This is a genomic window from Sneathiella sp. P13V-1 (genome assembly GCF_015143595.1).
In the GTDB taxonomy this organism is placed as follows: Bacteria; Pseudomonadota; Alphaproteobacteria; order Sneathiellales; family Sneathiellaceae; genus Sneathiella.
Genome location: NZ_WYEU01000001.1, coordinates 297985 through 318623 on the forward strand (window position 1 = coordinate 297985; position 20639 = coordinate 318623).

The following is a 20639-nucleotide window of genomic DNA, read 5'->3' on the forward strand; positions in this document are numbered from 1 at the left end:
AAAAAGTTTTTGAGGTGGCGCCATTCTCAACTTAGATTCCAACAAACCAATGCGGCAATTCTCCATTGCAATGGTCCTGACCATGAGCTTTGGAACATTGGTAACATGCGCCGTTCTCTCGGTCCTCACGATCAGCCTCTATTCCGGACTTGCAAATACAAGGGATCTTCTTGAAGAAAAGGCAACATCTGAACTGGCTTCTGTTGAACAGAACTTAAGGAACTTGCTCAACCCGGTTGAAAGACAGGTTCAGTTCCTGTCCGAACTGATTTATCGCGAAGAAGTCGATATTAATGACCCCAAAAGCATTAACCAGGCGCTCTTAACCTCTTTAAGCGGCATGAACGAAAATGTCGGTATCTCTGTTGTTTATCCGGATTTCAGCAGCCGCGTTGCAACTCGTTATGACAAGAAGATTGAATATAATCCTCCGGTGGAGCCGGAAGGCCAAGACAGCTTGAAGGAAGTCTTGATGACGGGAGTCGGCCATTGGGGTCCCCTTATCTATTCACCTGAAGTCCACGAAACCCTCATGGCTTTTCGCCAACCGATTATCCGGAATGAGAAATTTATCGGCCTGGTTATAGGAGGTATTCCTGTAAGTGAAGTCAGACGCGCGGTCCAGCTTGACGGGCTGTCCAGAAATGACGGCCGGTTTATTCTTTATGGTAAAGAACATATTCTAACCTATGACGGTTTTCAGGTTCATTCAGATAAACTGACCTATAAGGGCGTCGCTCCAAAACTTTCTGAAATTCCTGACCCGGTGCTGTCAGCGATTTGGAGCGCAGAGCGAAAAGACTTTAAATGGGTGAAGCCCAAAGGGGCCATGCAAGGCCATTTCATCGAACTCAACGATGAAACCTATCAATTCATTTACACCTCTGTCGAAGGCTATACGGACAAGCCCCTTATTGTTGGCTACAAAGTGAAATTTGAAGATGTGGCGGGTGCTCTGAAACGACTGGCCTGGGCGGGGTTTGCTGGTCTTGGCATTCTCATTGTCAGCTGCATAATCGCGATCCTTATCGGTCGTCGCATCGCAGGGTCAGTCCACACAATTTCAGAAGCCTCGCAGAAAATCTCCAAACTGAACTTCAATGAGGTTGGCACCCTGCCCCCAAGTCACCTGAAAGAACTTCATGAAGCAAGCGAAGCCTACAACACCATGCTCCGGGGACTCAGCTGGTTTGAAAACTATGTGCCGAAAAGCCTTGTCAGGAAGTTGATGGAGACAGGCGAGGCCCATTCAGAGACACGCTCTGTCACGGTTATGTTTACAGATATCTGTGAATTTACCCCTTTTGCAGAAAACATGTCCTCCGAAGATGTTGCCAGCCTGCTGAACCAGCATTTTGAATTGGTTACGGCCTGCATTGAAAAAGAAGGCGGCACCGTTGATAAATTTATTGGGGACGCCGTTATGGCTTTTTGGGGTGCACCAGAATATCAGGAAGATCATGCTGCCCGCGCATGCCGCGCGGCCCTTGCCATTACTGAAACAATTGAACGTGACAACGAAAAACGCCGACAAGAAGGGCGTGCGCCTGTGAAAATGCGAATTGGCATTCACACTGGTGATCTTGTTGTTGGGAATATCGGATCATCTGGCAGGTTGAATTACACCGTTGTTGGCGACACGGTGAATATCGCTCAACGGATTGAGCAACTGGGGAAAAGCATTCAAATCGATCCACAGCCGGACGTGCTAGCGCTGATTTCCACGACAACAGCAGATCAAGCAGGAGAGCATTTCCCATACCAAAGTGTCGGAGTTCACCGCGTCAAAGGGCGCAAAGAAGAAGTAGACGTCTGCCGTCTGCATCAGGCCGAAGCATCCCGGCCTAATGAAATGGAAGTAGGTGCCTGATCAGGACGGCTGGTAGTAAGGATTTGTTCCGCCTGCGTGGTCTGTCACATCCAGCACTTCAGTAATGCGCGGCACCAATTCCATGATCTCTTTGGCAACACCTTGCTTCAAGGTGACATCGGCCATGCCACATCCCTGACATCCACCCTCCAGGCGCACATATGCTTTATCGTCCTGCAAATCCACAAGAGTGATGTGACCGCCATGGGCAGCGATTGACGGGTTAATGCGGTCCTGAAGCAGGCCGCGAATGGCTTTACCTTCTTCCGTATCCAGACCGGGACGCGGCAAGGCTTCGCGATGATCAACCACCGCCTTAATTTCTGGAATATAGTGTTTCAGCATATTCGTAATACCGGTCAGCATCCCGAAAGCGGATCCCTGCATTTTCAAATACAGGTTGCCGTCCTTGTAGCTGTGAAACTCAACATCACCACCGGATTGTGTCACCGCAGGAATAATGCGCGTAGCAAGCAAGTCTTTGGCTTGCGCCACTATTTCTTCGTCCATATCCACACCTTGTTCACTTTCGGCAATAACCGGTTTACCAGAATTAAAATGCGCCATGATGGCAGAAAAGATGGAGGTATTTAGTTCACTCCAGTCTGTATCCTCAGGCTTCTCAACCAAAATACTCTCTGCCAGCAGAGTGACGGTCTGGACACCCTCCACCCCATAAATTGCACAAGCGAGCGGAGAAATCTCAGCCGCTTCATCAGCAGAAATATGCCGCTGACCTTTACCCAGAACAGCCTGTCCGGGGAAGAATTCCTGATAATTGGCATTGTGCCCTGGTTTGGTTTGTATAAACATTTCTTCTCAACCTTAGCCGCAGAAGTTAAACTGCACTTCATGATGCGCAAATGCACGTCTCATCTACATATAATGCCGGACAACGAAAAAAAAGGGATAAAAATGGCAGAATTTGTGACGGTCACACGGTCAAGCCGTGGAAATGGTAACTATTGCACCATTGCAATCAACAATCCAAAGAAGCTCAACACCTTGAGCTCTCAAATTCTTGAGGAACTTGAAGACGAGGTTAAAAAGCTCGTAAGTGATCAGGAAATTCGTGCTGTTGTCCTGACCGGGACTGGTGATCGTGCCTTTGTCGGTGGTGCAAATATCTACGAGATGGCTGAACTGAACCCAGAGACAGCACGCGTTTTCATTACGCGCATCCATACTTTATGCACCGCCCTCCGTGACCTGCCAGTTCCGGTTATTGCCCGCGTTAATGGGTTCTGCTTGGGCGCAGGAATGGAAATTGCCGCGGTTTGTGATCTGATCATCGCGGAAGAAAGCGCTGAATTTTCCATGCCGGAGGTTCGTGTCGGCATTCCATCCGTCATCGAAGCAGCCGTTCTCCCCCGATTACTGGGCAGTGGCCTCGCACGGGATCTTGTCATCACGGGACGTGCGTTGAATGGCAAAGAAGCCGCAGATGCAGGCTTTGTCCAACGACTGGCAGAGTCTGGAAAGCTGGATGAGGCCGTTGGAATTGCGCTTGATGAAATTATGGCGGGTGGCCGGGAAGCCATTCGCCTGCAAAAAATCCTATGTAACTTCTGGGAAGAGGAAAACATGTCAAAATCGGTTCAGTTTGGAATTGATATGTTTGCCAAATCCTTCGAAGGACCAGAACCGGCAGAAATGCTGGGTGCCTTTACCAAACGTAAGCGCTAGCACCGCAACCTGATTGCCATAGATGAAATAAAAAATTTTCATCTATGGCAGATTTGTTTTTCGTCCATGGTTAATTATTGGTTAAACTAATAAATCAAGTTGAGTGATTTGTGGACGAAAGTAGATAAGCGGGGCTGGGCTTTTGAGTATTCTCAACTCCTGGATTGGAGGGCTGACAGGTGTAAGCGGATTTAATCTGACCGCTGATCGCATTGGTGGGTTGATATCGGCAACTGATCACTCCCCTTTGCTGACGCGCAGGCGTGCCCTGGTTATCCTGAGCCGCATTCGCTTTATGTGCTTGCTCGGGGCTTTTTTCTATGTGGCCGGTTTTATTTTCGATATCACACATTTTGATGCGGAAGTAACAAGAAGTTTGCTCATCTATCGTGCGACAGCCGCCTTTTTATATCTCGCTCTCCTGTTCGCCATTCGCAAAGCCGACAGCCTTAACAGCGCCTACCGCTCCCTTTTTGTGTTCTTTGCCACATCAGTAATTTTTCAGGCATTATATCAGCCGCTGGTATTGCCCGAATTTCTCTTCTCCATTCAAGGGCTAGCGACAGCAGGATATGCAATTTTCCCTTTCCTGATCTGTGCGACAATTGCGGTGTTTCCGCTCACCATAAAGGAAAGTTTTCTGATCAGCGTTATCTTCCTGACATCGGAACTCATCTTTATCGCGGTAGCCAATCCCCAACCCGACCCGCAACCCGGTCTTGGAATGCTCCTATCTCTTGGGACGATTGTTGGTATTTGCACCTTCTCTGCAGTTAGCCAAATGAGCTACATGCTCTCTCTTGTGGAGCAGGCCTCTGTTGACAGCCTGACCAACTGCTACAGTCGGAACAGCGGCGAAGAAATCCTTGATGTTCAGTTCAGGATTTCATCGCGCCAAAACTCCAAACTGTCAGTGGTTTTTCTGGATCTGGATAATTTTAAATCCATTAACGACAGATATGGACACGAAGCCGGTGACCGGGTTCTTCAAAATGCCGCCAACAACATACGCAAAAACCTTCGCGATTCTGATGTTTTGATCCGGTGGGGCGGTGAAGAATTTCTAATGATCCTGCCATATACAGATGGGGAAGGCGCCAGTATGGCAATCCGTAGAATGCGCAATAATGGCTTTGGCAAACGTCCAGATAAAAACCAGGTCACTGCCAGTATCGGCATTGCGGAACTAACAGCTACCAAGGCATCTGACTGGCAGGAGCTGGTCGACATTGCCGATGAGCAAATGTATCTGGCCAAGACAAAAGGGAAAGATCAGTTCCAACTTTACGCGCCTGAAGAAACACCCAATAGCAATGCTTCTTAACCCCCGGAAAGTAAATCCATGCTTCTCAAACTTATGTTGCTGGCCTTTGTCGCACTTTTCATCGGGCGTATTCTCTTTGCCAAGAAATTAAAGGAAATGGGCCGGGCGGCTGACCGAACGTTGAATTTATGTCTGATCGCCATAGCGATCTATCTCGCCCTTCAAGCCCTTCTTTTTTACGCAGTTTAGTTCAAGCCCACGCCTACATCTCTTGACAGGCCATAAAACCCTTATATATTCCAGAAACGTGGTGATTTGTGCCGACCGGCTTGCGGCCACGATAAATGAAACGCTAAAAGGTCGGGGCTCGCGAGAACCCTGACTGGTGGTCGGGGTTTTTTTATGCCTCGAGGACATTATGACGAAGGATCTTAAAAACAAGGGACTGGCAACCAAAGCCATCCGCGGCGGTCTGGAAAGATCGCAGTTCAAAGAAACATCGGAAGCCATTTTTCTCAACTCCGGCTTTGTCTATGACAGCGCTGAAGAAGCAGCTGGAAGATTTAGAGGGGAAAATGACGGCTTCATCTATTCACGCTATGCAAATCCAACAACGTCGGTCTTCGAAGAAAGAATGTGCCTTCTGGAAGGTGCAGAAGCGGCGCGCGCAACCTCCAGCGGAATGGCAGCCGTAAACCTGGCGATCATGAGCCATGTAAAAGCAGGAGATCATGTTGTCGCCCCGAAGGCCTTGTTTGGATCCTGCCTTTATATCATTGAACAGATCCTCCCCCGCTTTGGTGTCAAAGTAACACTGATAGACGGGACGGATATTGACCAGTGGCAAAAAGCGCTACAGCAACCAACATCGGCTGTTTTTCTGGAAACACCTTCCAATCCAACGCTGGAAATTGTGGACATCGCGGCTGTTGCGGATCTCGCCCACAAGGTGGGGGCGAAAGTCATCGTTGATAATGTGTTTGCGACAACTATTTATCAAAAACCGCTGGAGCTTGGCGCGGATGTTGTCATCTATTCCGCAACGAAACACATAGACGGCCAGGGACGTTGCCTTGGTGGCATTGTTCTTTCCGACGAAGAATTTATTGAAGAAGTAGTGGCCCCGTATCATAAACACACAGGCCCTTCACTCAGCCCGTTCAATGCCTGGAACCTTCTAAAAGGGTTGGAAACACTGGAACTGAGAGTGGAGAAGCAAACGGATAATGCAAGCCGCGTAGCAGACGCTCTTGCCGAGAATGCCAAAGTTGCACGTGTTATCTATCCCGGCCGTGATGATCACCCTCAAGCTGCCCTCGCCCGTCAGCAAATGAAACGGGGAAGCACGCTGGTCAGCTTTGAAATTAACGGCGATCAGGAGGAAACTTTTGCCTTCCTCAACAGGCTTCAACTGATCGATATCAGCAATAATCTGGGCGACAGCAAGAGCCTGATCACCCATCCAACGACAACAACACATTCCAGTGTTTCAGAAGAACTGAAGGCCGAACTTGGGATTAACAGCAACTTGGTTCGTCTCTCTGTTGGCCTGGAAACAGCTGATGATCTTGTTGAAGACCTTCTTCAAGCCCTGGAAGGATAATATCCGGCCTTTTTTGTTGAAGTCCAACTTGGCTTTCCTTGCGTATAAGTTTATGTCTTAGATAACGTATGGAGACAGCAAGGATACAAGTTGGGCAAAGGGCTGCAGACATGACGTGGGATAATGCCTACAGAAAAATCACCCATAACATAGAGATATTGGTCATTCCAGAATATCAGACAGATCGTTCGCAGCCAGACAACAATCTGTTTATTTGGTCCTATAGGATTCGCCTCGAAAATCACGGGGATGTGGCCGTCACGCTGCGTCAGCGCTGCTGGCACATTACCGATGCCCTCGGACATACCGAAGTGGTTCGGGGCGCCGGTGTTGTTGGGGAGCAACCCACTCTGGCCCCCGGGGAGAGTTACGAGTATGCGAGCGGGACACCTCTTGCAACCCCCTCTGGAATTATGCTTGGCACATACGATATGGAAAAAGAGGATGGCGATTGGATCACCGTAGAAATTCCCGCCTTCTCGCTTGATAGTCCGTACGAACAGTCGCGGATGAACTAATTTGGATTAGGATATTTTTTGATGGATAAGATAGCCGATCAACAACAGGCAAACACAGCCAAACCCACCAAGGAAGAAGCCGAGGATGCTATTCGCACCCTGATCAGATGGGCCGGAGATGATCCTACCCGCGAAGGCCTGCTTGGAACACCGGATCGCGTCGCCAGATCCTATCTGGAGTTCTTCAAGGGTTACACCGAAGAGCCCGCGGAGTTCCTTGAGCGAACCTTTGAGGAGGTTGAAGGATATGATGAGATGATTATCCTCAAAGGTATCCGGATGGAAAGCTACTGTGAGCATCACATGGTCCCCATCATCGGAGAGGCTCATGTCGCCTATATGCCCGACAACCGTGTTGTTGGTATCTCCAAACTGGCTCGCGTCGTCGATGCTTTTTCAAAGCGCCTGCAAATTCAGGAAAAGCTGACCGAACAAATTGCGGAAACAATTGACGAGGTTCTTCGTCCAAAAGGGGTGGCCGTAATCATTGAGAGTGCGCACCAGTGCATGACCACACGCGGCGTTCATAAAGACGGCGTTACGATGATCACCAGCTCAATGAAAGGCTGTTTCAGGGATTCTGATATTACGCGAAAAGAGCTTCTATCTTTCCTTAGATCCTGAGTTTTCCCCAAAAGAGACTCCAAATTTATGAAGGCGGTGATTTTTACCGCCTTTTTTTATGTGTCACTAATATTTAAATGAAGTAAAAATACAATTGACCTCAAGTAAAATTCAAATAAACAAAATCATCAAAAAAAGTGAATTAAATTTTCTCCAACTATAATTATATCTAAATAAATTTTATAACTATTGATACATCAATACTTTTCCTTTACATCAATTTTTTCTTCATGTTGACTTAAATTACTCAAATTTGACACTTACACCCACCTATTATATTTTTAATTTGTCATTTTTTTCAGTAACTAAGAAAATTTTTTGAAATTTGACACAACAGAAAATATTAGTCGCAAAGACTGGGAGATCATCATGAAGAAACTGTTGGGTGCCGCCCTTGTAATGGCAGGTATGGCTGGCACAGCCCAAGCAGGTGAAAGCTGCGGTAGTGTCACTATTGCAGATATGAACTGGAATTCCGCAACCCTGATCGCGCATGTGGATCAGTTTATCCTTGCAAATGGATATGGTTGCGAAGCTGAGCTCGTACCAGGCGATACAATGCCGACCGGCACCTCCATGACAGAAAAAGGTGAACCTGATATCGCACCTGAGCTCTGGAGCAACTCCATGAAAGCCGCCATTGACAAAGGGGTGGCTGAAAAACGTCTGCGCATCGCAGGCAAATCACTATCCGATGGCGGTGAAGAAGGTTTCTGGGTTCCTGAATATCTTGTAAAAAAAGACCCTTCCATGGCAACAATTGCCGGTATTATCAAAAACGCCAAAATGTTCAAACATCCTGAAGATCCTGACAAAGCTGCCTTCTACGGCTGCCCGGCCGGTTGGAACTGCCAGATTTCCGGTGTAAACCTAAACAAAGCACTTGGTCTTGATAAAGCTGGTTTCGACATCATTGATCCAGGCTCAGGGGCTGGCCTTTCCGGCTCTATTGCAAAAGCGTACGAGCGTGAGCAGGCTTGGTTTGGGTATTACTGGGCGCCAACTGCGGTACTTGGTAAGTACAAAATGGTAAAAGTGGACTTTGGATCTGGCATAGATCTGGAACATTTCCGTAGTTGCACGACGAATGCCGACTGTATTGATCCAAAACCAACAATGTACCCACCTTCACCGGTACACACCATTACGACAGAAGCATTTGCATCAAAAGCACCTGCTGCCTATGAGTATCTGACAAAACGTGCCTTCAAGAACGCCGAAATGAACGGCTTCCTGGCATGGATGGAAGACAATCAGGCAGATGGTGAAACAGCTGCAATTCAGTTCATGAAAAACAACGAAGATAAGTGGTCTGCATGGGTCACACCTGATGCCGCCACAAAAATCAAAAAAGCACTGGCATCTTTGTAATCGTTTCACATCACCCCGACCGAATAATCGGTCGGGGTTTTTATATTTATTGACCAAGTCTGGAGTTGACTTATGTCAGACAAAAACTTGCTGATCGAATTTCCCCAATTGGATCGCGAAAGTCTCCTATACATTCGAAAAACACTGGATGGAGCCTACAAGGATTTCTCTCGTGCTTACGGAGATATCATTGAAAGCATTTTCGATCCCCTTCTCTACTTCCTTGTGTGGTTTGAGAAATTACTTCTGAATTCTCCATGGGTTGTTGTTCTCGCTGTCATAATTGGCATCGTTTACGCCGCAACGCGCTCCTGGAAGCTCAGTCTGGGTGTTCTGATATCCTTCCTGCTCATCGGCTATTTCGGCATGTGGGAAGATACGATGCGGACGCTCAGCATCATCTTTGTTTGCACAGTTCTCTCAATTGCACTTGGAATCCCTGTTGGCATTATGATGTCTCGCTCCGATCGTGTTCAGGCGGTCGTGACTCCGATATTGGACATTATGCAAACAATGCCGGCTTTTGTTTATTTGATCCCGGTTGTGATGCTTCTCGGTATCGGTAAAGTCCCCGGGGTTATTGCGGTGGTAATCTACGCGATCCCGCCAGTTATCCGCCTGACAAATTTGGGCATTCGCCTTGTCGATAAGGAAGTATTGGAAGCGGCGACAGCTTACGGCGCAAATCCGATGCAGCGCCTGTTCGGTGTTCAGATCCCACTTGCCATTCCAACCATTATGGCAGGTATCAACCAGACCATCATGATGTCTTTGGCGATGGTTGTTGTGGCCTCCATGATCGGCGTAAAAGGTCTTGGACAACCGGTTTTGAAATCTATTACCAACCAGTATTTCACATTGGGCTTACTTAATGGTTTGGCCATTGTCGCGCTGGCTATCGTGTTTGATCGTGTCTCTCAGGCCTACGGCAAACGAACACAGAAACATTTGGAAGGTTCCCACTAATGAATATTGCAAGTAATTTGGAACCGCTTCTGCGCGTAGAAAATCTCTACAAGGTTTTTGGTAAAAACCCAAAAGACATCATTCCTTTGATTGAAGCAGGAGAAACCAAAGATGATATTCTGGTAAAGACCGGCCACACGGTTGGTCTAAAAGAGATCAATCTTGAGATCCAGAAGGGCCAGATCTATGTGATCATGGGCCTGTCCGGGTCTGGAAAATCGACCCTGATCCGACACTTCAACCGTTTGATTGACCCCACTGTTGGTAAAATCATCGTTGAAGGTCAGGACATTATGGAACTTAACCAGAAAGAACTGGAAGAGTTTCGCAAACATCGTATGTCCATGGTGTTTCAACGCTTTGGCCTGATGCCTCATCGAACGGTTATCGAAAATGTCGCCTATGGCCTTACGGTCCAGAAGGTAGACAAAAAGACACGCATGGCAAAAGCTCAAAAATGGCTTGAGACAGTAGGTCTTGCAGGATACGAAAATCAATATCCATCACAGTTGTCTGGCGGCCAGCAACAGCGTGTCGGCCTCGCCCGCGCCCTTTGCACGGATGCGGATATTTTGTTAATGGACGAAGCCTTCTCAGCTCTTGATCCACTGATCAGAAGCGAAATGCAGGACCAGCTTATCGAATTGCAGGAAACGCTTCATAAAACCATTATTTTCATCACTCATGATCTGGACGAAGCTTTGCGCCTTGGGGATCGGATCGCCATTTTGAAAGACGGCGAACTGGTTCAGGAAGGCGCACCAGAAGATATCCTGCTTGAACCTGCCACAGATTATGTGGAAGCCTTTGTAAAAGACGTGAACCGCGCCCGCGCGCTCACCGTTGAAACGGTCATGCGCCCACCGGCTCATCGGATCACTGAGGGCACCATCGATGATGCACTTGACCAAATGAAAAAACTTTCTGGTAACTACGGATACTATGTCACCAAGGATGGATATCAGGGGGTCCTCCTGCAGGAAAAACTGGAAAAAGCGGCGAAACTCAACGGCAGTTCCCCAGTTGGCGAAGCACTGTTTGAAGAGTGTGACCCACTTTCTCCAGACTCAGTCCTGGAACAAATTATTCCTGAGACCCTTGAATCCCAGTATCCGCTGCCTGTGGTAGATGAGGATGGAGATTTGCAGGGTAGCCTGCCTCGCTCATCGTTAGCTGAAGTCCTCTCAGTTCGGGATGACTCTGATGAAAATGGTAAAAAATCTGCTGTTGGGTTACCTGAAGAAAAAGTCAAAGCGTAAGCCTTAACGAAAAAAAAGGGCTGCCGAATTTGGCAGCCCTTTTTTTAATCTTACCTCTACCAGATCCATGTAGCAGGATCAGGAACAGCTTGCTGGTTTCCGTAGTATTTCAACCCCTTGATACAACGGACAATAAACCAGACCAGGAAAGCGATCATAATCAGGAAACCAATGCCAAAGGCGATGGTAAAAGCACCAATAATTGAGATCAGAATACCGATCCAGAAGGTGCGAATTTGGAAACGATAGTGCGTTTGTGCCCACTCAGGCGCATCGCCTTTATTCATGTAAGCGATAATAACACCGATCAAACCAGTGATACCCAGAACCAAGCTGGCTAAATAAAGCAAGTAGACGATCTGAACCATCTTGTTGTTGTTATTGTCCAGAACCTCTTGGACAACGTCAGTAGATTTCTCTTCGGACATAGACCCCTCCAATAAAATTGGTTGCCGAATGTAAGGAAACTCTGGCTCAGTCGTCAAAACTCAGCCGATACTTAACTGGATAAGTCCCGAGTATATCCAGAACAGCCTGTTCTATCTCGGTTTTATTAACATTGGATTGAACGATCACCTCAACAGTTGCCACAATGCCATGACTGCCTTCCGCGCCCACTGTGACATTAAAAGTCACGCCCTGCAGGTTAAGATCATTTAACAAGGGCTGAAAAGTTCGCGCTATAATGTCGTACCGCAATGAAGGTTTAAAGATCTTACCAACCGCCGTTACCGGCATTTCATCAATAAGAATGACCTCGGCCGGCAAAGCGGGGCGTTCAAAAATGTTCTCTTCTGCAAATTTTCTGATCTCGTCCGCGGAAGTATTCGAGCCTGGGATCAGTTCTACATAAGCAACCGGAATTTCACCTGCATAGGCGTCAGGCCGCCCAACCGCAGCGGCCAATTGAACAGACGGATGCTGATGCAGGCATTCCTCAATCATGCTGGGTTCAATATTATGACCTCCCCGAATAATCAGATCTTTTGCACGGCCTGACAGCCAGAAATATCCGTCCTTATCGATATAGCCCAAATCACCCGTGTCCAGCCACCCATCCCCAACAAACAGTTTTTCATTAAACTGTTCCTGAATATAACCGCGAATGGCGTTAGGCCCTTTGATACAGATATGCCCTGCTTCTCCGATATCACAGTCCCCGTAATACGCCCCGTCTTCATCCACCCGTTTTACAGCGACCTGCTGATAGGGATAACGAATACCGATGGATCCCACAGGGCGCGGTCCATTTGCCGGATTACAAAGAGAGACAGACGTCCCTTCGGTGAGACCATACCCTTCCAGAATGGAAATTCCCGTCACGCTTTCAAACTTACGAATGACCTCCTGAGGCATGGGTGCCGCTCCGCAGATACCAAACTTCAAAGACGATACATCCACCCCATTTAGCGGGACATTCAGAAGAGCCGAATAAATTGTAGGCACTGCTGAGAAATGGGTCACCTTATGGGTATCCACAATTTTCCAGAAATTAGGGATCAATTGCGGTGTTCTGAAGCCTGCAACACCGGCAAACAAGACCGTTGCCCCCGCCTTAAAGCCAGCCAAGGAACTTACCAGCACCGCGTTTACGTGGAACAGAGGAAGTCCAACAAGAACAACACTGTCGCTGTCATATCCCGCGGTATATTGGGTTGCCCATGCTTCATAGACTTCACCGCGGAAAGAATGTTGTGCCACTTTTGGCGATCCCGTAGTGCCACCTGTATGGAAGTAGGCGCAGACATCATCCTGATCAAACTGTCGATCGAAGTTGAGTTTATCTGACGGGTGCTTTGCCAATTCTTCTTCAAACGACAAAATCTTGTTGCCTGGATCTGCACTTCCCCCAACCTGAAACACAAGCTCAAGTTCTGGCATCTGTTCGATCACTTCGGCGGTTTTCTCCCAGATATCGGAACCTGCCATCGGTCCCAAGGCGACCAGCATCTTGGATCCGGTCGCCCGCAAAATTTCGACAATCTGCTCTGCCCGAAGCAGTGTATTGACGGCGCTTACGATCCCTGCCGTCTGTCCGCCCCATATGGCATACTGCGCTTCCGGCACATTAGGAAGAAGGTAGGTAACCGCTTCGTCTTCTTTAAGCCCATGAGCACGAAACATGTTGGCCGTTTGCGTTACTTTGTCCAAAAGTTCCTGGTACGTAATATCAACCGCTGCTTCGCTCACCTCACAGGTCGGCAAGAACCGGACAGCAACTTTGTCAGGATTGGCTTTCGCAGCATTCACTAGAATATCGTATGTGCTAACTTCATCAAACCGCTCCGATAATGGCGTTTTTTCGATTTCCTCGATATCTTTTACAGAACGGATTTTTCCCTTCAGATCGGCCATCTGACGACACTCCTACTTATTATTCTTATTTGTAACTTTGTTTTTTATTCTCTGGTTCAGTGCACGGATCCCAACGCGTCATTGAGCATAAAATAGACTTTCCCCAGATCTGAGCTGGCATATGTCTCCGCGAGCAGATCGGAAAATTCAGAATTTTCTGCTTCCTGCAACAGCTGTTCAAACGCTGCACGATATTGATCTACATATCGCCTGAAATCACCCTGTTCCTTGTATAGGTGTTGTATCCGCTCTTCGTCTCTGTTTTTGATCAAGCGTCTTGTGAAAATACTTTTTTCACCCTTACGGTACCGGTTCCAAAGCTCATCCGGCAGCGTATTATCAATGGAGCGGGCAATATCAATCGACATGGAATGCATACTGTCCATGATGAGGGCAGACGCCTTTCGCATCGCATCTCCTGTTTTTTCCCGGCGATCACTCTCGATATATTCCAGCTGACGACGGACAACTTCTGAGGCTGTTTTAAGACGATCCGCTTGTTGCTGGAATTTAAGGGACGTCACCAGTGCTTCCTCTGACGCACTGGTGGACGCCTCCCGCAGGTTCCTGCTTTCTTCACTCAGCATGCTGGACGTTTCCTGCAACGAGTTTTCAACCTGCTTAGCTGTAACCTCGATACGTTGGCGTTGTTGTTCAAACTGATCCAGTAGCCCTTCTGTTTCTTCACGGGCGCGACCTGTGAATTTCAGCAGGTCCGACGCGCGTTCTTCGAAAATGGTTGCCGCTTCGCTTCCCATTTCCGTTGCCTGACGGCCTGCATCTCCCACTTGCTCGGTGACCCGCGTCATATCCAATTCAAATCGCTTTCGGGTCTGATCAATTTCCTTGCGGTGCCGCATCAAGGCCTGATCCGCCTGTTGCAAACCTGACAGCATCAACTCGCTTGCCTTGGCAAGTTCAACCGTCTTACGGCGAAACCCTTCACCCACAATATTGGCCTGCCCGGCGGATTTATGCAGAAGGCGCGTACGATCTTCCAAAGAAGTCCGAATATAGTCCGCACGATCCGCCAATTGCCTCGCAATCTCAGTTAAGGCAGCCGTTTCCTTGCCGATCACCTGCTCCATATCTACACTGCTCTGTTTTGCTTTTTCGGAAAGCTCTGCCAGTTTTTCAAATTGCGCATTCGCCAAATCACTAGCGGTGGCCAAACGCTCTACATTTCCAGCTGTCGTCTCTGAAAGGCTGGAGGCTTGCTCATTTGCGGTGTTTGCCGCTTTCGCAAGACTATCAAGATGTTCCCGTGCCTGATCCCCCATGGCCCGCAGCTCACCTGATGCTTTTTCCGCCATGCGCGCAAGCTCTGCACTTTGCGAGCTTGCCGCTTCTCCCGATTGGCGGGCCTGCAATGTTGCACGCTCTGCGCTTGCCATCAGATCCTGATGTTGGCGCACCGCATCTTCGGCCGCCGCTTTCAGTTTCGCAGTTGAAACATCCGCGGTATTTCCAAGTTGCTGGTTTTGTTTTTCCAGATCTTCTGCGGCAGTCTTGATGTTTTTAGCGGCTTTTTCACCGTATAGTTCGATGCTTTCGCTCTCCCGGCGAATTTCTTCTCCGGCTTCCCTGATTTCACCCGCAACCTTGTTGGTAGTGGAGGTAATAATATCCGCCTGCCTTTGAAAACCTGTCCCCAACTGGGTGATTTGATTACTGGTCTCCAGACTTGCCTGAGAGAGATTATCAACATTTTCACCGAGCTTAACGGCAATTTCTTCGGTCAAACTATTCACATGGTTGGACGCCTGCTCCAGCGCGTTTAATTGCTTACGTAACGCGGCTTGCATTTCCTGCGCCCGGCCATAGGCCAGTTCCGCGCTTTGATCGAGGCGGTTCGCATGGCCTGCAAATTGCTCGCCCAAACTTCTGGAATCACGCAGTGCCTTATCACCAGATGCCGCGATCAACTTCTGCGCTTCATCCAGTAAATTTTCTACAGCTTTGATTTTGTCCTCGGCCTGATGCAGGCTACTTTCCATCATCGCAGCCTCATCGGAGATTTTCTGGCTGGATGTGCCAAGACTTTCACTCAGCTCCTGCCCCAACGTAGAAAGACGAGAGGCTTCCGCTTCCAGTTGCGCAATCGCGTTCATGGAGTCATTAGACGCATCCACTGCCTGTTGCCGAACGCGATCCTGTTTGCTTTCCAATTCGGTAAGAATGGTCTCAACCGCCTCTCGGGCAGAATATAAGCCGTCGCGCAGTCCGGAAAGGCGGCCGATGACCTCATCACCTGTACGCTTTGAATCCTCTCCGCCCTGACGCAGAGTTTCAGTGGCTTTCTCAATCTGGAAAATAATATCCCGGGATTGTTTCTCCAACTGATCCGCACGGGAGCGAAATTTCTCACCACCGATCTCAAGCTCGCTCAAGGTCTTGTCTCGCGCCTCTTCCATTTCATTCAGGCTGGCAAGCATGGATTTATTGCTGAGCTGCACCCTCTCTTCGGAGCGTTTCGCCATTCCTTCAATTGCCTGACCTGATTTTTCAAGTTCCTGGACAAGATTTTGGCTGGCTGTTTCACTGTCGGTGATGGACGCTTGAAGCTGTTCAACCTGCTGCGTGATCGCGCTTTGAATTTTCTCGGACTTCTCAGCCGCCAAATCCAAGGACTTCTCAAACTGTTCGGTTTGCGTCAAAGCGAGATTATCAAGAGTTTCTCTCTGGCCTTCGGCTTTGGCCAACAGGTCAGCCAGCTCGGCAATCCGGCTTTGCAACTCGTCCCTCAACGCACTGTTCTGAGAAGATAATTCATCCATCAGATTTTCCGCTACGTCTTGCTGCTGGCTCAAAGCAGCCGTCGCAATTTCGATTCTCCTTGCCGCTTCTTCTGTTCGAACCTGAACTGCGCTGGCATGCTCTTCAAGGGTGCGGGTGAGGCTTGCCACACGTGCCTCCGCTTCCGGGCTTGGATACCCAAGCTCCCGCATCAACTGATCCAGCGCGGCACCTTTGTAGTAAGCTTCGTTGCTGCGGCGCGCATAGGACACAAGTAACCAGAGAAAAGCAATCGGCGTGAAGGCCCCGGCAAACAAAGCCCCAAGTTCATGGGGGAGCAATTGCAGGATATTGCTGAGGCCTACATTCTGATCCACATAGAAACCAACCGCGGCGAGCCAGAGAATTGTCACCAGAGAGACGGCGATGAGAAGCAGGACGTAAAATACACGTGTCTTGTGTGAAGCCGTTGCCTGCTCTGCAGCTCCCAAAATCAGCGGACTGTCATCTTTGAGAGTTTCCCCCTCAAGCGTTTCCAATCCGTTTTGTTTCCCAGTCATTTAGCCGCTCCCTGTTATCCTGATTAGGTTCCTGCAAATTGAAAGCGGCGTCAAGTCTCCCCTGTGACGGCAAGGCAATAAAAAAGGCCGGAATTACCGGCCTTTTAGTCGATTTTTATCTTATTTAATGATGCCTTGCTCTTTCAAACCGCTTATGCGGTCACTTGCAACCCCCCAGTCAGTGAGCGCTTCTTCTGTATGCTCACCTTTCTTTAAAGGTGGACGCTGAATTTCAGAAGGAGTTCGAGAGAATTTCGGTGCAGGCCCAGGCTGTTTCACCCCACCTACCTCTACAAAACTGCCGCGCGCAACGTTATGCGGATGCTCCATGGCTTCTTCCATGGAAAGAACCGGCGCAAAACAGATATCTGTGCCTTCCATGATCTCACACCACTCAGCACGGGTTTTGGTTTTAAAGATATCGGCAAACTTGTCTTTCAGTTCTGCCCATTTGGTCGCATCCATCTGATGCGGCAACTCTTCGTTCTCAAGTCCCATTTTCTCCAGCAAGAGCTTGTAGAATTTGGCCTCGATAGAACCGATGGTCACATATTCACCGTCGCTGGTCTCATAGACGCCATAGAAATGAGCACCCCCATCAAGCAGGTTCTGTCCGCGTTTATCTGACCAGAAGCCGGACGCAGAAAGACCGTAGAACATAGTGATAAGGCTTGCCGCTCCTTCCACCATGGAAACGTCAACAACCTGCCCTTTACCGGAAGCACGTGCTTCCAGAATAGCAGCCAACATACCCATCGCCAGATACAAGGCACCGCCGCCAAAATCACCGACAAGATTTAGTGGTGGAACAGGCGCACCATTTGCCGGGCCAATTGCGTGAAGCGCCCCGGACAAGGCAATATAGTTAAGGTCATGCCCAGCAGCATGCGCCATCGGACCATCCTGCCCCCAACCCGTCATACGGCCATATGCGAGTTTCGGGTTTCGTTCCAATGCCACGTCAGGACCCAGTCCTAAACGCTCCATCACGCCAGGGCGAAATCCCTCAATAAGGCCATCCGCCCCTTCGATAAGCTCAAGGATAAGCTCACGCCCTTCTTCTGTTTTTGTGTCCACAGCGATAGAGCGACGCCCCCGCATCATCAGATCGTATTTTTCACCTTTATTGACCCCTAGCCCTGGATCGACAAGGCGATCTACACGGATAACATCGGCCCCCATATCAGCGAGAAGCATTGCACACATTGGTCCCGGGCCAATGCCCCCCATTTCGACGATTTTAACCCCTTTTAGCGGTCCCATTATTCTTCCTTTCTTAATTTAAGACGCTAGCTAACTAATTTTCATGGTAACTCGAAAAACCCTTCGAAGCTATCATTCAATTTCGCACCTAACGACCGTTTGAAAGGGAGACTACTCGACTATTAAATATTTGCAAGCCTCACGAAAACATCGTTATATCCGTATATCAGCTGATCCAATATAAAAGGGACAATTATGGGTAAGGTCATTGGGGGCGCCATCGCGCTAGTTGCCATCATTCTGGCAGTCATTGTTGGGGTATTTTACTTCAATCTGGACAAAATCATTATCGCTGCTGTTGAAAAATACGGTTCCGAAGTTACGAAAAGCGACGTTAAACTTGCTGAAGTTGACTTGGATCCGACATCCGGCAGCGGCGGCCTTCGAGGCCTGACTGTGGGCAACCCCTCAGGATTTAAGGAGCCAAGTGCCTTTGATCTTGGCGGCATTTCCTTGAAAGTTAATGTTGCTGGTTCCAGCGAAGAACTCATCCATATCGAGGAAATCATCGTTTCCTCCCCTCAAATCACCTATGAGGTGAATGAAAATGGGAACAATCTGGATGTTCTTAAAAAGAATATCGACGATTTCATCAAAGCGCAGGGCGGGGAATCAAAAGATAGCAGCAGCTCCAGTTCCGACGGTGAAGAGGGACCAAAACTCATTATTGATCGTCTATCCATTACAGGCGGCAAGGTCACCGTCAGTGCACCGATTACAATGAACCAGAAGATCGAAGGTAATCTTCCTGACATTAACCTGAAAGATATTGGCAAAGACAGCGGAGGTGCTGACCCCGCTGAAGTTGCCGCGCAGATCGCAGATTCCATTACGGAAGGTGCCCTTGGTGTTGTTTCCGGTTTGGGTATCGGCAAAACACTCGACAGTTTGAAAGAAGGCCTGTCAGGAGTAACGGGTGCTGTTGAAGGTGTGACTAAAAATCTGCCAACAAGTGGCGGCGGTGCAACCAAAGCCGTGGAAGATGCGGCAGGTGGTATCAAGAAGCTGTTCGACTAAAAAGTAATTGAGGGGGTCGGATCGAAATGGAAAATCTTGAAAGCAATCTGGATACTGTTGCAAAACTTCTGGATTTAGCGATGGAATTTGCCGTCAAATACGGCTTTCAGATATTGGGTGCACTTGTCTTTTTCGCCTTTGGTTTTCTTGTGGCGAACTGGATTGGCAACCGGGTGGCCAAACTCGCCATTTCCAAAAATATTGATCCGACTCTTTCCCAATTCATAGGCAGCACTTCCAAACTCATCTTGATTGTCATGCTGGTGATTATCACCCTTGGCAATTTTGGTATAAGCATCGCCCCGCTTATTGCCTTGGCAGGTGCTGTCTCTTTGGGCGCGACACTGGCCCTACAGGGACCCATGTCCAACTTCGGCGCCGGTATCGCCATTATTCTGACCCGCCCTTTCGTTGTTGGCAATGTGATCACGGTGCTGGGTGTTCATGGGATTGTCGATAAAGTTACCTTGGGCATGACATTTCTCACGGGTGAGGATGGAGAACAGATCGCCATTCCCAACAAGGAAATTGTCGGCCAAGTTATCGTGAACTCGCATGACACGCGTATTCTAGAACTGGATTTTGCGGTCCCGGAAGATGCAGACATCGACAAACTTATTCCTGCTATTCAGGGCATTCTCGATGACCACTCAGAAATTACAAAAGAACCAGCCCCTCAGGTGGGACTGCATGATTTCACATACGGCGGATTAGTCATTGGCTTCAGGGCCTGGATCCCGGGGCGGACCTATTTCAGCGTTCGTTACGAAGTAAATAAAAAGATCCGCGATCTTTTGAAGGCGCAAGAAATTCATTTATTTGCTCCGGAAGGGGTTGCCATGCCATTGCAACGTCGCACTGCGGGTACAATGACGCGCCCTGACATAGTTCCCCCAACCAAGCAAAACCCTTAATGCTGTTGCAATGTGAAGCCTTCTTCCATGGAAGGGGCTTCAAAGTAGCTGGTCACACTCATAAACTCTTCAGGTGAGGTGAGTTTTGATCCAAACGGGCGCTCTTTGTTCCGCTTTTTAAGCTGCACCAGACATTCCGCATTGGAACGATCCAGAAAATGCAAAACATGGGGTACACCAGCTTCCCGGGCGAGGGTTTTGAACCACGCACGTTGGGATTTGGTATTACCCGGAAAATCCATGACAACTGTCACACCGGATCTCAGCAGATCTTTGACATGCTCGGACAGGATCCGTTTTAGCCGGGAAGAACAGGTCAGGTAATCTTCAAAAGTATGGATTGTTTCAGGGAAGAGCCGCGCGAGCCACTGATCTTCACTAATGAGTACCGCATCCACATCATCCGCAAGCTTACGTGCAAGCGTAGATTTCCCTGCAGCCATTTTGCCGCAAAAGAAATGTAACGATGGTTCAGGATATTGGGTATTCATTGTTCTTCTCCATAAGGTTTTGTCCGGTACGGGGAAGAACACACATGCAATCCACCCCGGTAACGGGCGGATGCTTTATTCAGATACGACTAAAACTCCGCCATTATTTCCTTAATAATGACGGCCACGAGTGCCACAGGTT

General features: G+C 48.6%; 18 protein-coding genes and 1 riboswitch. Of the genes, 12 read left to right on the forward strand and 6 right to left on the reverse strand.

Annotated elements, in window-relative coordinates; translation table 11 throughout:
* Positions 1 to 49 precede the first annotated feature (49 nt).
* Complete coding sequence (locus tag GUA87_RS01480) at positions 50 to 1870, forward strand: adenylate/guanylate cyclase domain-containing protein (RefSeq protein WP_193714756.1); 1821 nt, start codon at positions 50 to 52, stop codon at positions 1868 to 1870.
* Here GUA87_RS01480 and GUA87_RS01485 read toward each other — a convergent pair whose 3' ends face one another.
* Complete coding sequence (locus tag GUA87_RS01485) at positions 1871 to 2683, reverse strand: NifU family protein (RefSeq protein ID WP_193714757.1); 813 nt, start codon at positions 2681 to 2683, stop codon at positions 1871 to 1873.
* Between the two features lie 102 nt (positions 2684 to 2785).
* Here GUA87_RS01485 and GUA87_RS01490 point away from each other — a divergent pair, with 102 nt between their 5' ends.
* The 9 genes from GUA87_RS01490 (at position 2786) to GUA87_RS01530 (ending at position 11161) form a co-directional block, all read left to right on the forward strand.
* Positions 2786 to 3556 (forward strand): enoyl-CoA hydratase, encoded by a 771-nt coding sequence (locus GUA87_RS01490; protein WP_193714758.1) that lies wholly within the window; start codon positions 2786 to 2788, stop codon positions 3554 to 3556.
* Between the two features lie 142 nt (positions 3557 to 3698).
* On the forward strand, positions 3699 to 4880 hold the full coding sequence (locus tag GUA87_RS01495; RefSeq protein ID WP_193714759.1) for a sensor domain-containing diguanylate cyclase: 1182 nt from the start codon (positions 3699 to 3701) through the stop codon (positions 4878 to 4880).
* Between the two features lie 18 nt (positions 4881 to 4898).
* On the forward strand, positions 4899 to 5069 hold the full coding sequence (locus tag GUA87_RS01500) for a hypothetical protein (RefSeq protein WP_193714760.1): 171 nt from the start codon (positions 4899 to 4901) through the stop codon (positions 5067 to 5069).
* Between the two features lie 48 nt (positions 5070 to 5117).
* Positions 5118 to 5196, forward strand: a riboswitch (SAM riboswitch).
* Between the two features lie 42 nt (positions 5197 to 5238).
* On the forward strand, positions 5239 to 6423 hold the full coding sequence (gene metZ / locus GUA87_RS01505; RefSeq protein ID WP_193714761.1) for an O-succinylhomoserine sulfhydrylase: 1185 nt from the start codon (positions 5239 to 5241) through the stop codon (positions 6421 to 6423).
* Positions 6424 to 6533: 110 nt separating this feature from the next.
* On the forward strand, positions 6534 to 6941 hold the full coding sequence (gene apaG / locus GUA87_RS01510) for a Co2+/Mg2+ efflux protein ApaG (protein WP_193714762.1): 408 nt from the start codon (positions 6534 to 6536) through the stop codon (positions 6939 to 6941).
* A gap of 21 nt (positions 6942 to 6962) precedes the next feature.
* A complete protein-coding gene (gene folE, locus GUA87_RS01515; protein ID WP_193714763.1) occupies positions 6963 to 7565 on the forward strand; it encodes a GTP cyclohydrolase I FolE in 603 nt (200 codons plus the stop codon).
* A 369-nt stretch (positions 7566 to 7934) separates the two neighbouring features.
* Positions 7935 to 8936, forward strand: coding sequence for an ABC transporter substrate-binding protein (locus GUA87_RS01520; RefSeq protein ID WP_193714764.1), 1002 nt, complete (start codon positions 7935 to 7937; stop codon positions 8934 to 8936).
* 72 nt (positions 8937 to 9008) lie between these two features.
* Complete coding sequence (locus GUA87_RS01525; RefSeq protein WP_193714765.1) at positions 9009 to 9902, forward strand: ABC transporter permease; 894 nt, start codon at positions 9009 to 9011, stop codon at positions 9900 to 9902.
* On the forward strand, positions 9902 to 11161 hold the full coding sequence (locus tag GUA87_RS01530) for a quaternary amine ABC transporter ATP-binding protein (protein ID WP_193714766.1): 1260 nt from the start codon (positions 9902 to 9904) through the stop codon (positions 11159 to 11161). The genes GUA87_RS01525 and GUA87_RS01530 overlap by 1 nt, the downstream gene beginning before the upstream one ends.
* A gap of 56 nt (positions 11162 to 11217) precedes the next feature.
* On the opposite strand, the gene GUA87_RS01535 is transcribed toward GUA87_RS01530, so the two are convergent.
* The 4 genes from GUA87_RS01535 to GUA87_RS01550 all read right to left on the reverse strand — a co-directional run bounded on the left by GUA87_RS01535 (position 11218) and on the right by GUA87_RS01550 (position 18075).
* Positions 11218 to 11589: a DUF4870 family protein gene (locus GUA87_RS01535; RefSeq protein WP_227711645.1), complete on the reverse strand. Its 372-nt coding sequence runs from the start codon at positions 11587 to 11589 to the stop codon at positions 11218 to 11220.
* A 46-nt stretch (positions 11590 to 11635) separates the two neighbouring features.
* Positions 11636 to 13516, reverse strand: coding sequence for an acyl-CoA synthetase (locus GUA87_RS01540; protein ID WP_193714767.1), 1881 nt, complete (start codon positions 13514 to 13516; stop codon positions 11636 to 11638).
* 56 nt (positions 13517 to 13572) lie between these two features.
* Complete coding sequence (locus tag GUA87_RS01545; RefSeq protein WP_193714768.1) at positions 13573 to 16812, reverse strand: hypothetical protein; 3240 nt, start codon at positions 16810 to 16812, stop codon at positions 13573 to 13575.
* Between the two features lie 120 nt (positions 16813 to 16932).
* Positions 16933 to 18075, reverse strand: a complete 1143-nt coding sequence (locus tag GUA87_RS01550) for a CaiB/BaiF CoA transferase family protein (protein ID WP_227711646.1) — start codon at positions 18073 to 18075, stop codon at positions 16933 to 16935.
* 195 nt (positions 18076 to 18270) lie between these two features.
* On the opposite strand from GUA87_RS01550, the gene GUA87_RS01555 reads away from it, so the two are divergent.
* Entirely contained in the window at positions 18271 to 19092 is an 822-nt protein-coding gene (locus tag GUA87_RS01555) for a hypothetical protein (RefSeq protein WP_193714769.1), read from the forward strand.
* A 26-nt stretch (positions 19093 to 19118) separates the two neighbouring features.
* Positions 19119 to 20006 carry a mechanosensitive ion channel family protein gene (locus GUA87_RS01560; protein ID WP_193714770.1) on the forward strand — a complete coding sequence of 296 codons (888 nt, stop codon included), beginning with the start codon at positions 19119 to 19121 and terminating at the stop codon, positions 20004 to 20006.
* Here the strand turns inward: GUA87_RS01560 and GUA87_RS01565 are convergent.
* Complete coding sequence (locus GUA87_RS01565) at positions 20003 to 20497, reverse strand: AAA family ATPase (protein WP_193714771.1); 495 nt, start codon at positions 20495 to 20497, stop codon at positions 20003 to 20005. The genes GUA87_RS01560 and GUA87_RS01565 overlap by 4 nt on opposite strands.
* Between the last annotated feature and the right edge of the window lie 142 nt (positions 20498 to 20639).

Bases quoted from the DNA above. Each gene is read 5' to 3' on its own strand.
- GUA87_RS01480 (WP_193714756.1), top strand. From the start codon at position 50: ATGCGGCAATTCTCCATTGCAATGGTCCTGACCATGAGCTTTGGAACA.
- GUA87_RS01540 (WP_193714767.1), bottom strand. From the start codon at position 13,516: ATGGCCGATCTGAAGGGAAAAATCCGTTCTGTAAAAGATATCGAGGAA.
- GUA87_RS01565 (WP_193714771.1), bottom strand. From the start codon at position 20,497: ATGAATACCCAATATCCTGAACCATCGTTACATTTCTTTTGCGGCAAA.
- folE (WP_193714763.1), top strand. From the start codon at position 6,963: ATGGATAAGATAGCCGATCAACAACAGGCAAACACAGCCAAACCCACC.
- GUA87_RS01525 (WP_193714765.1), top strand. From the start codon at position 9,009: ATGTCAGACAAAAACTTGCTGATCGAATTTCCCCAATTGGATCGCGAA.
- GUA87_RS01560 (WP_193714770.1), top strand. From the start codon at position 19,119: ATGGAAAATCTTGAAAGCAATCTGGATACTGTTGCAAAACTTCTGGAT.
- GUA87_RS01490 (WP_193714758.1), top strand. From the start codon at position 2,786: ATGGCAGAATTTGTGACGGTCACACGGTCAAGCCGTGGAAATGGTAAC.
- GUA87_RS01520 (WP_193714764.1), top strand. From the start codon at position 7,935: ATGAAGAAACTGTTGGGTGCCGCCCTTGTAATGGCAGGTATGGCTGGC.
- GUA87_RS01550 (WP_227711646.1), bottom strand. From the start codon at position 18,075: ATGGGACCGCTAAAAGGGGTTAAAATCGTCGAAATGGGGGGCATTGGC.
- GUA87_RS01535 (WP_227711645.1), bottom strand. From the start codon at position 11,589: ATGTCCGAAGAGAAATCTACTGACGTTGTCCAAGAGGTTCTGGACAAT.
- GUA87_RS01500 (WP_193714760.1), top strand. From the start codon at position 4,899: ATGCTTCTCAAACTTATGTTGCTGGCCTTTGTCGCACTTTTCATCGGG.
- GUA87_RS01530 (WP_193714766.1), top strand. From the start codon at position 9,902: ATGAATATTGCAAGTAATTTGGAACCGCTTCTGCGCGTAGAAAATCTC.
- GUA87_RS01485 (WP_193714757.1), bottom strand. From the start codon at position 2,683: ATGTTTATACAAACCAAACCAGGGCACAATGCCAATTATCAGGAATTC.
- metZ (WP_193714761.1), top strand. From the start codon at position 5,239: ATGACGAAGGATCTTAAAAACAAGGGACTGGCAACCAAAGCCATCCGC.
- GUA87_RS01545 (WP_193714768.1), bottom strand. From the start codon at position 16,812: ATGACTGGGAAACAAAACGGATTGGAAACGCTTGAGGGGGAAACTCTC.
- GUA87_RS01555 (WP_193714769.1), top strand. From the start codon at position 18,271: ATGGGTAAGGTCATTGGGGGCGCCATCGCGCTAGTTGCCATCATTCTG.
- apaG (WP_193714762.1), top strand. From the start codon at position 6,534: ATGACGTGGGATAATGCCTACAGAAAAATCACCCATAACATAGAGATA.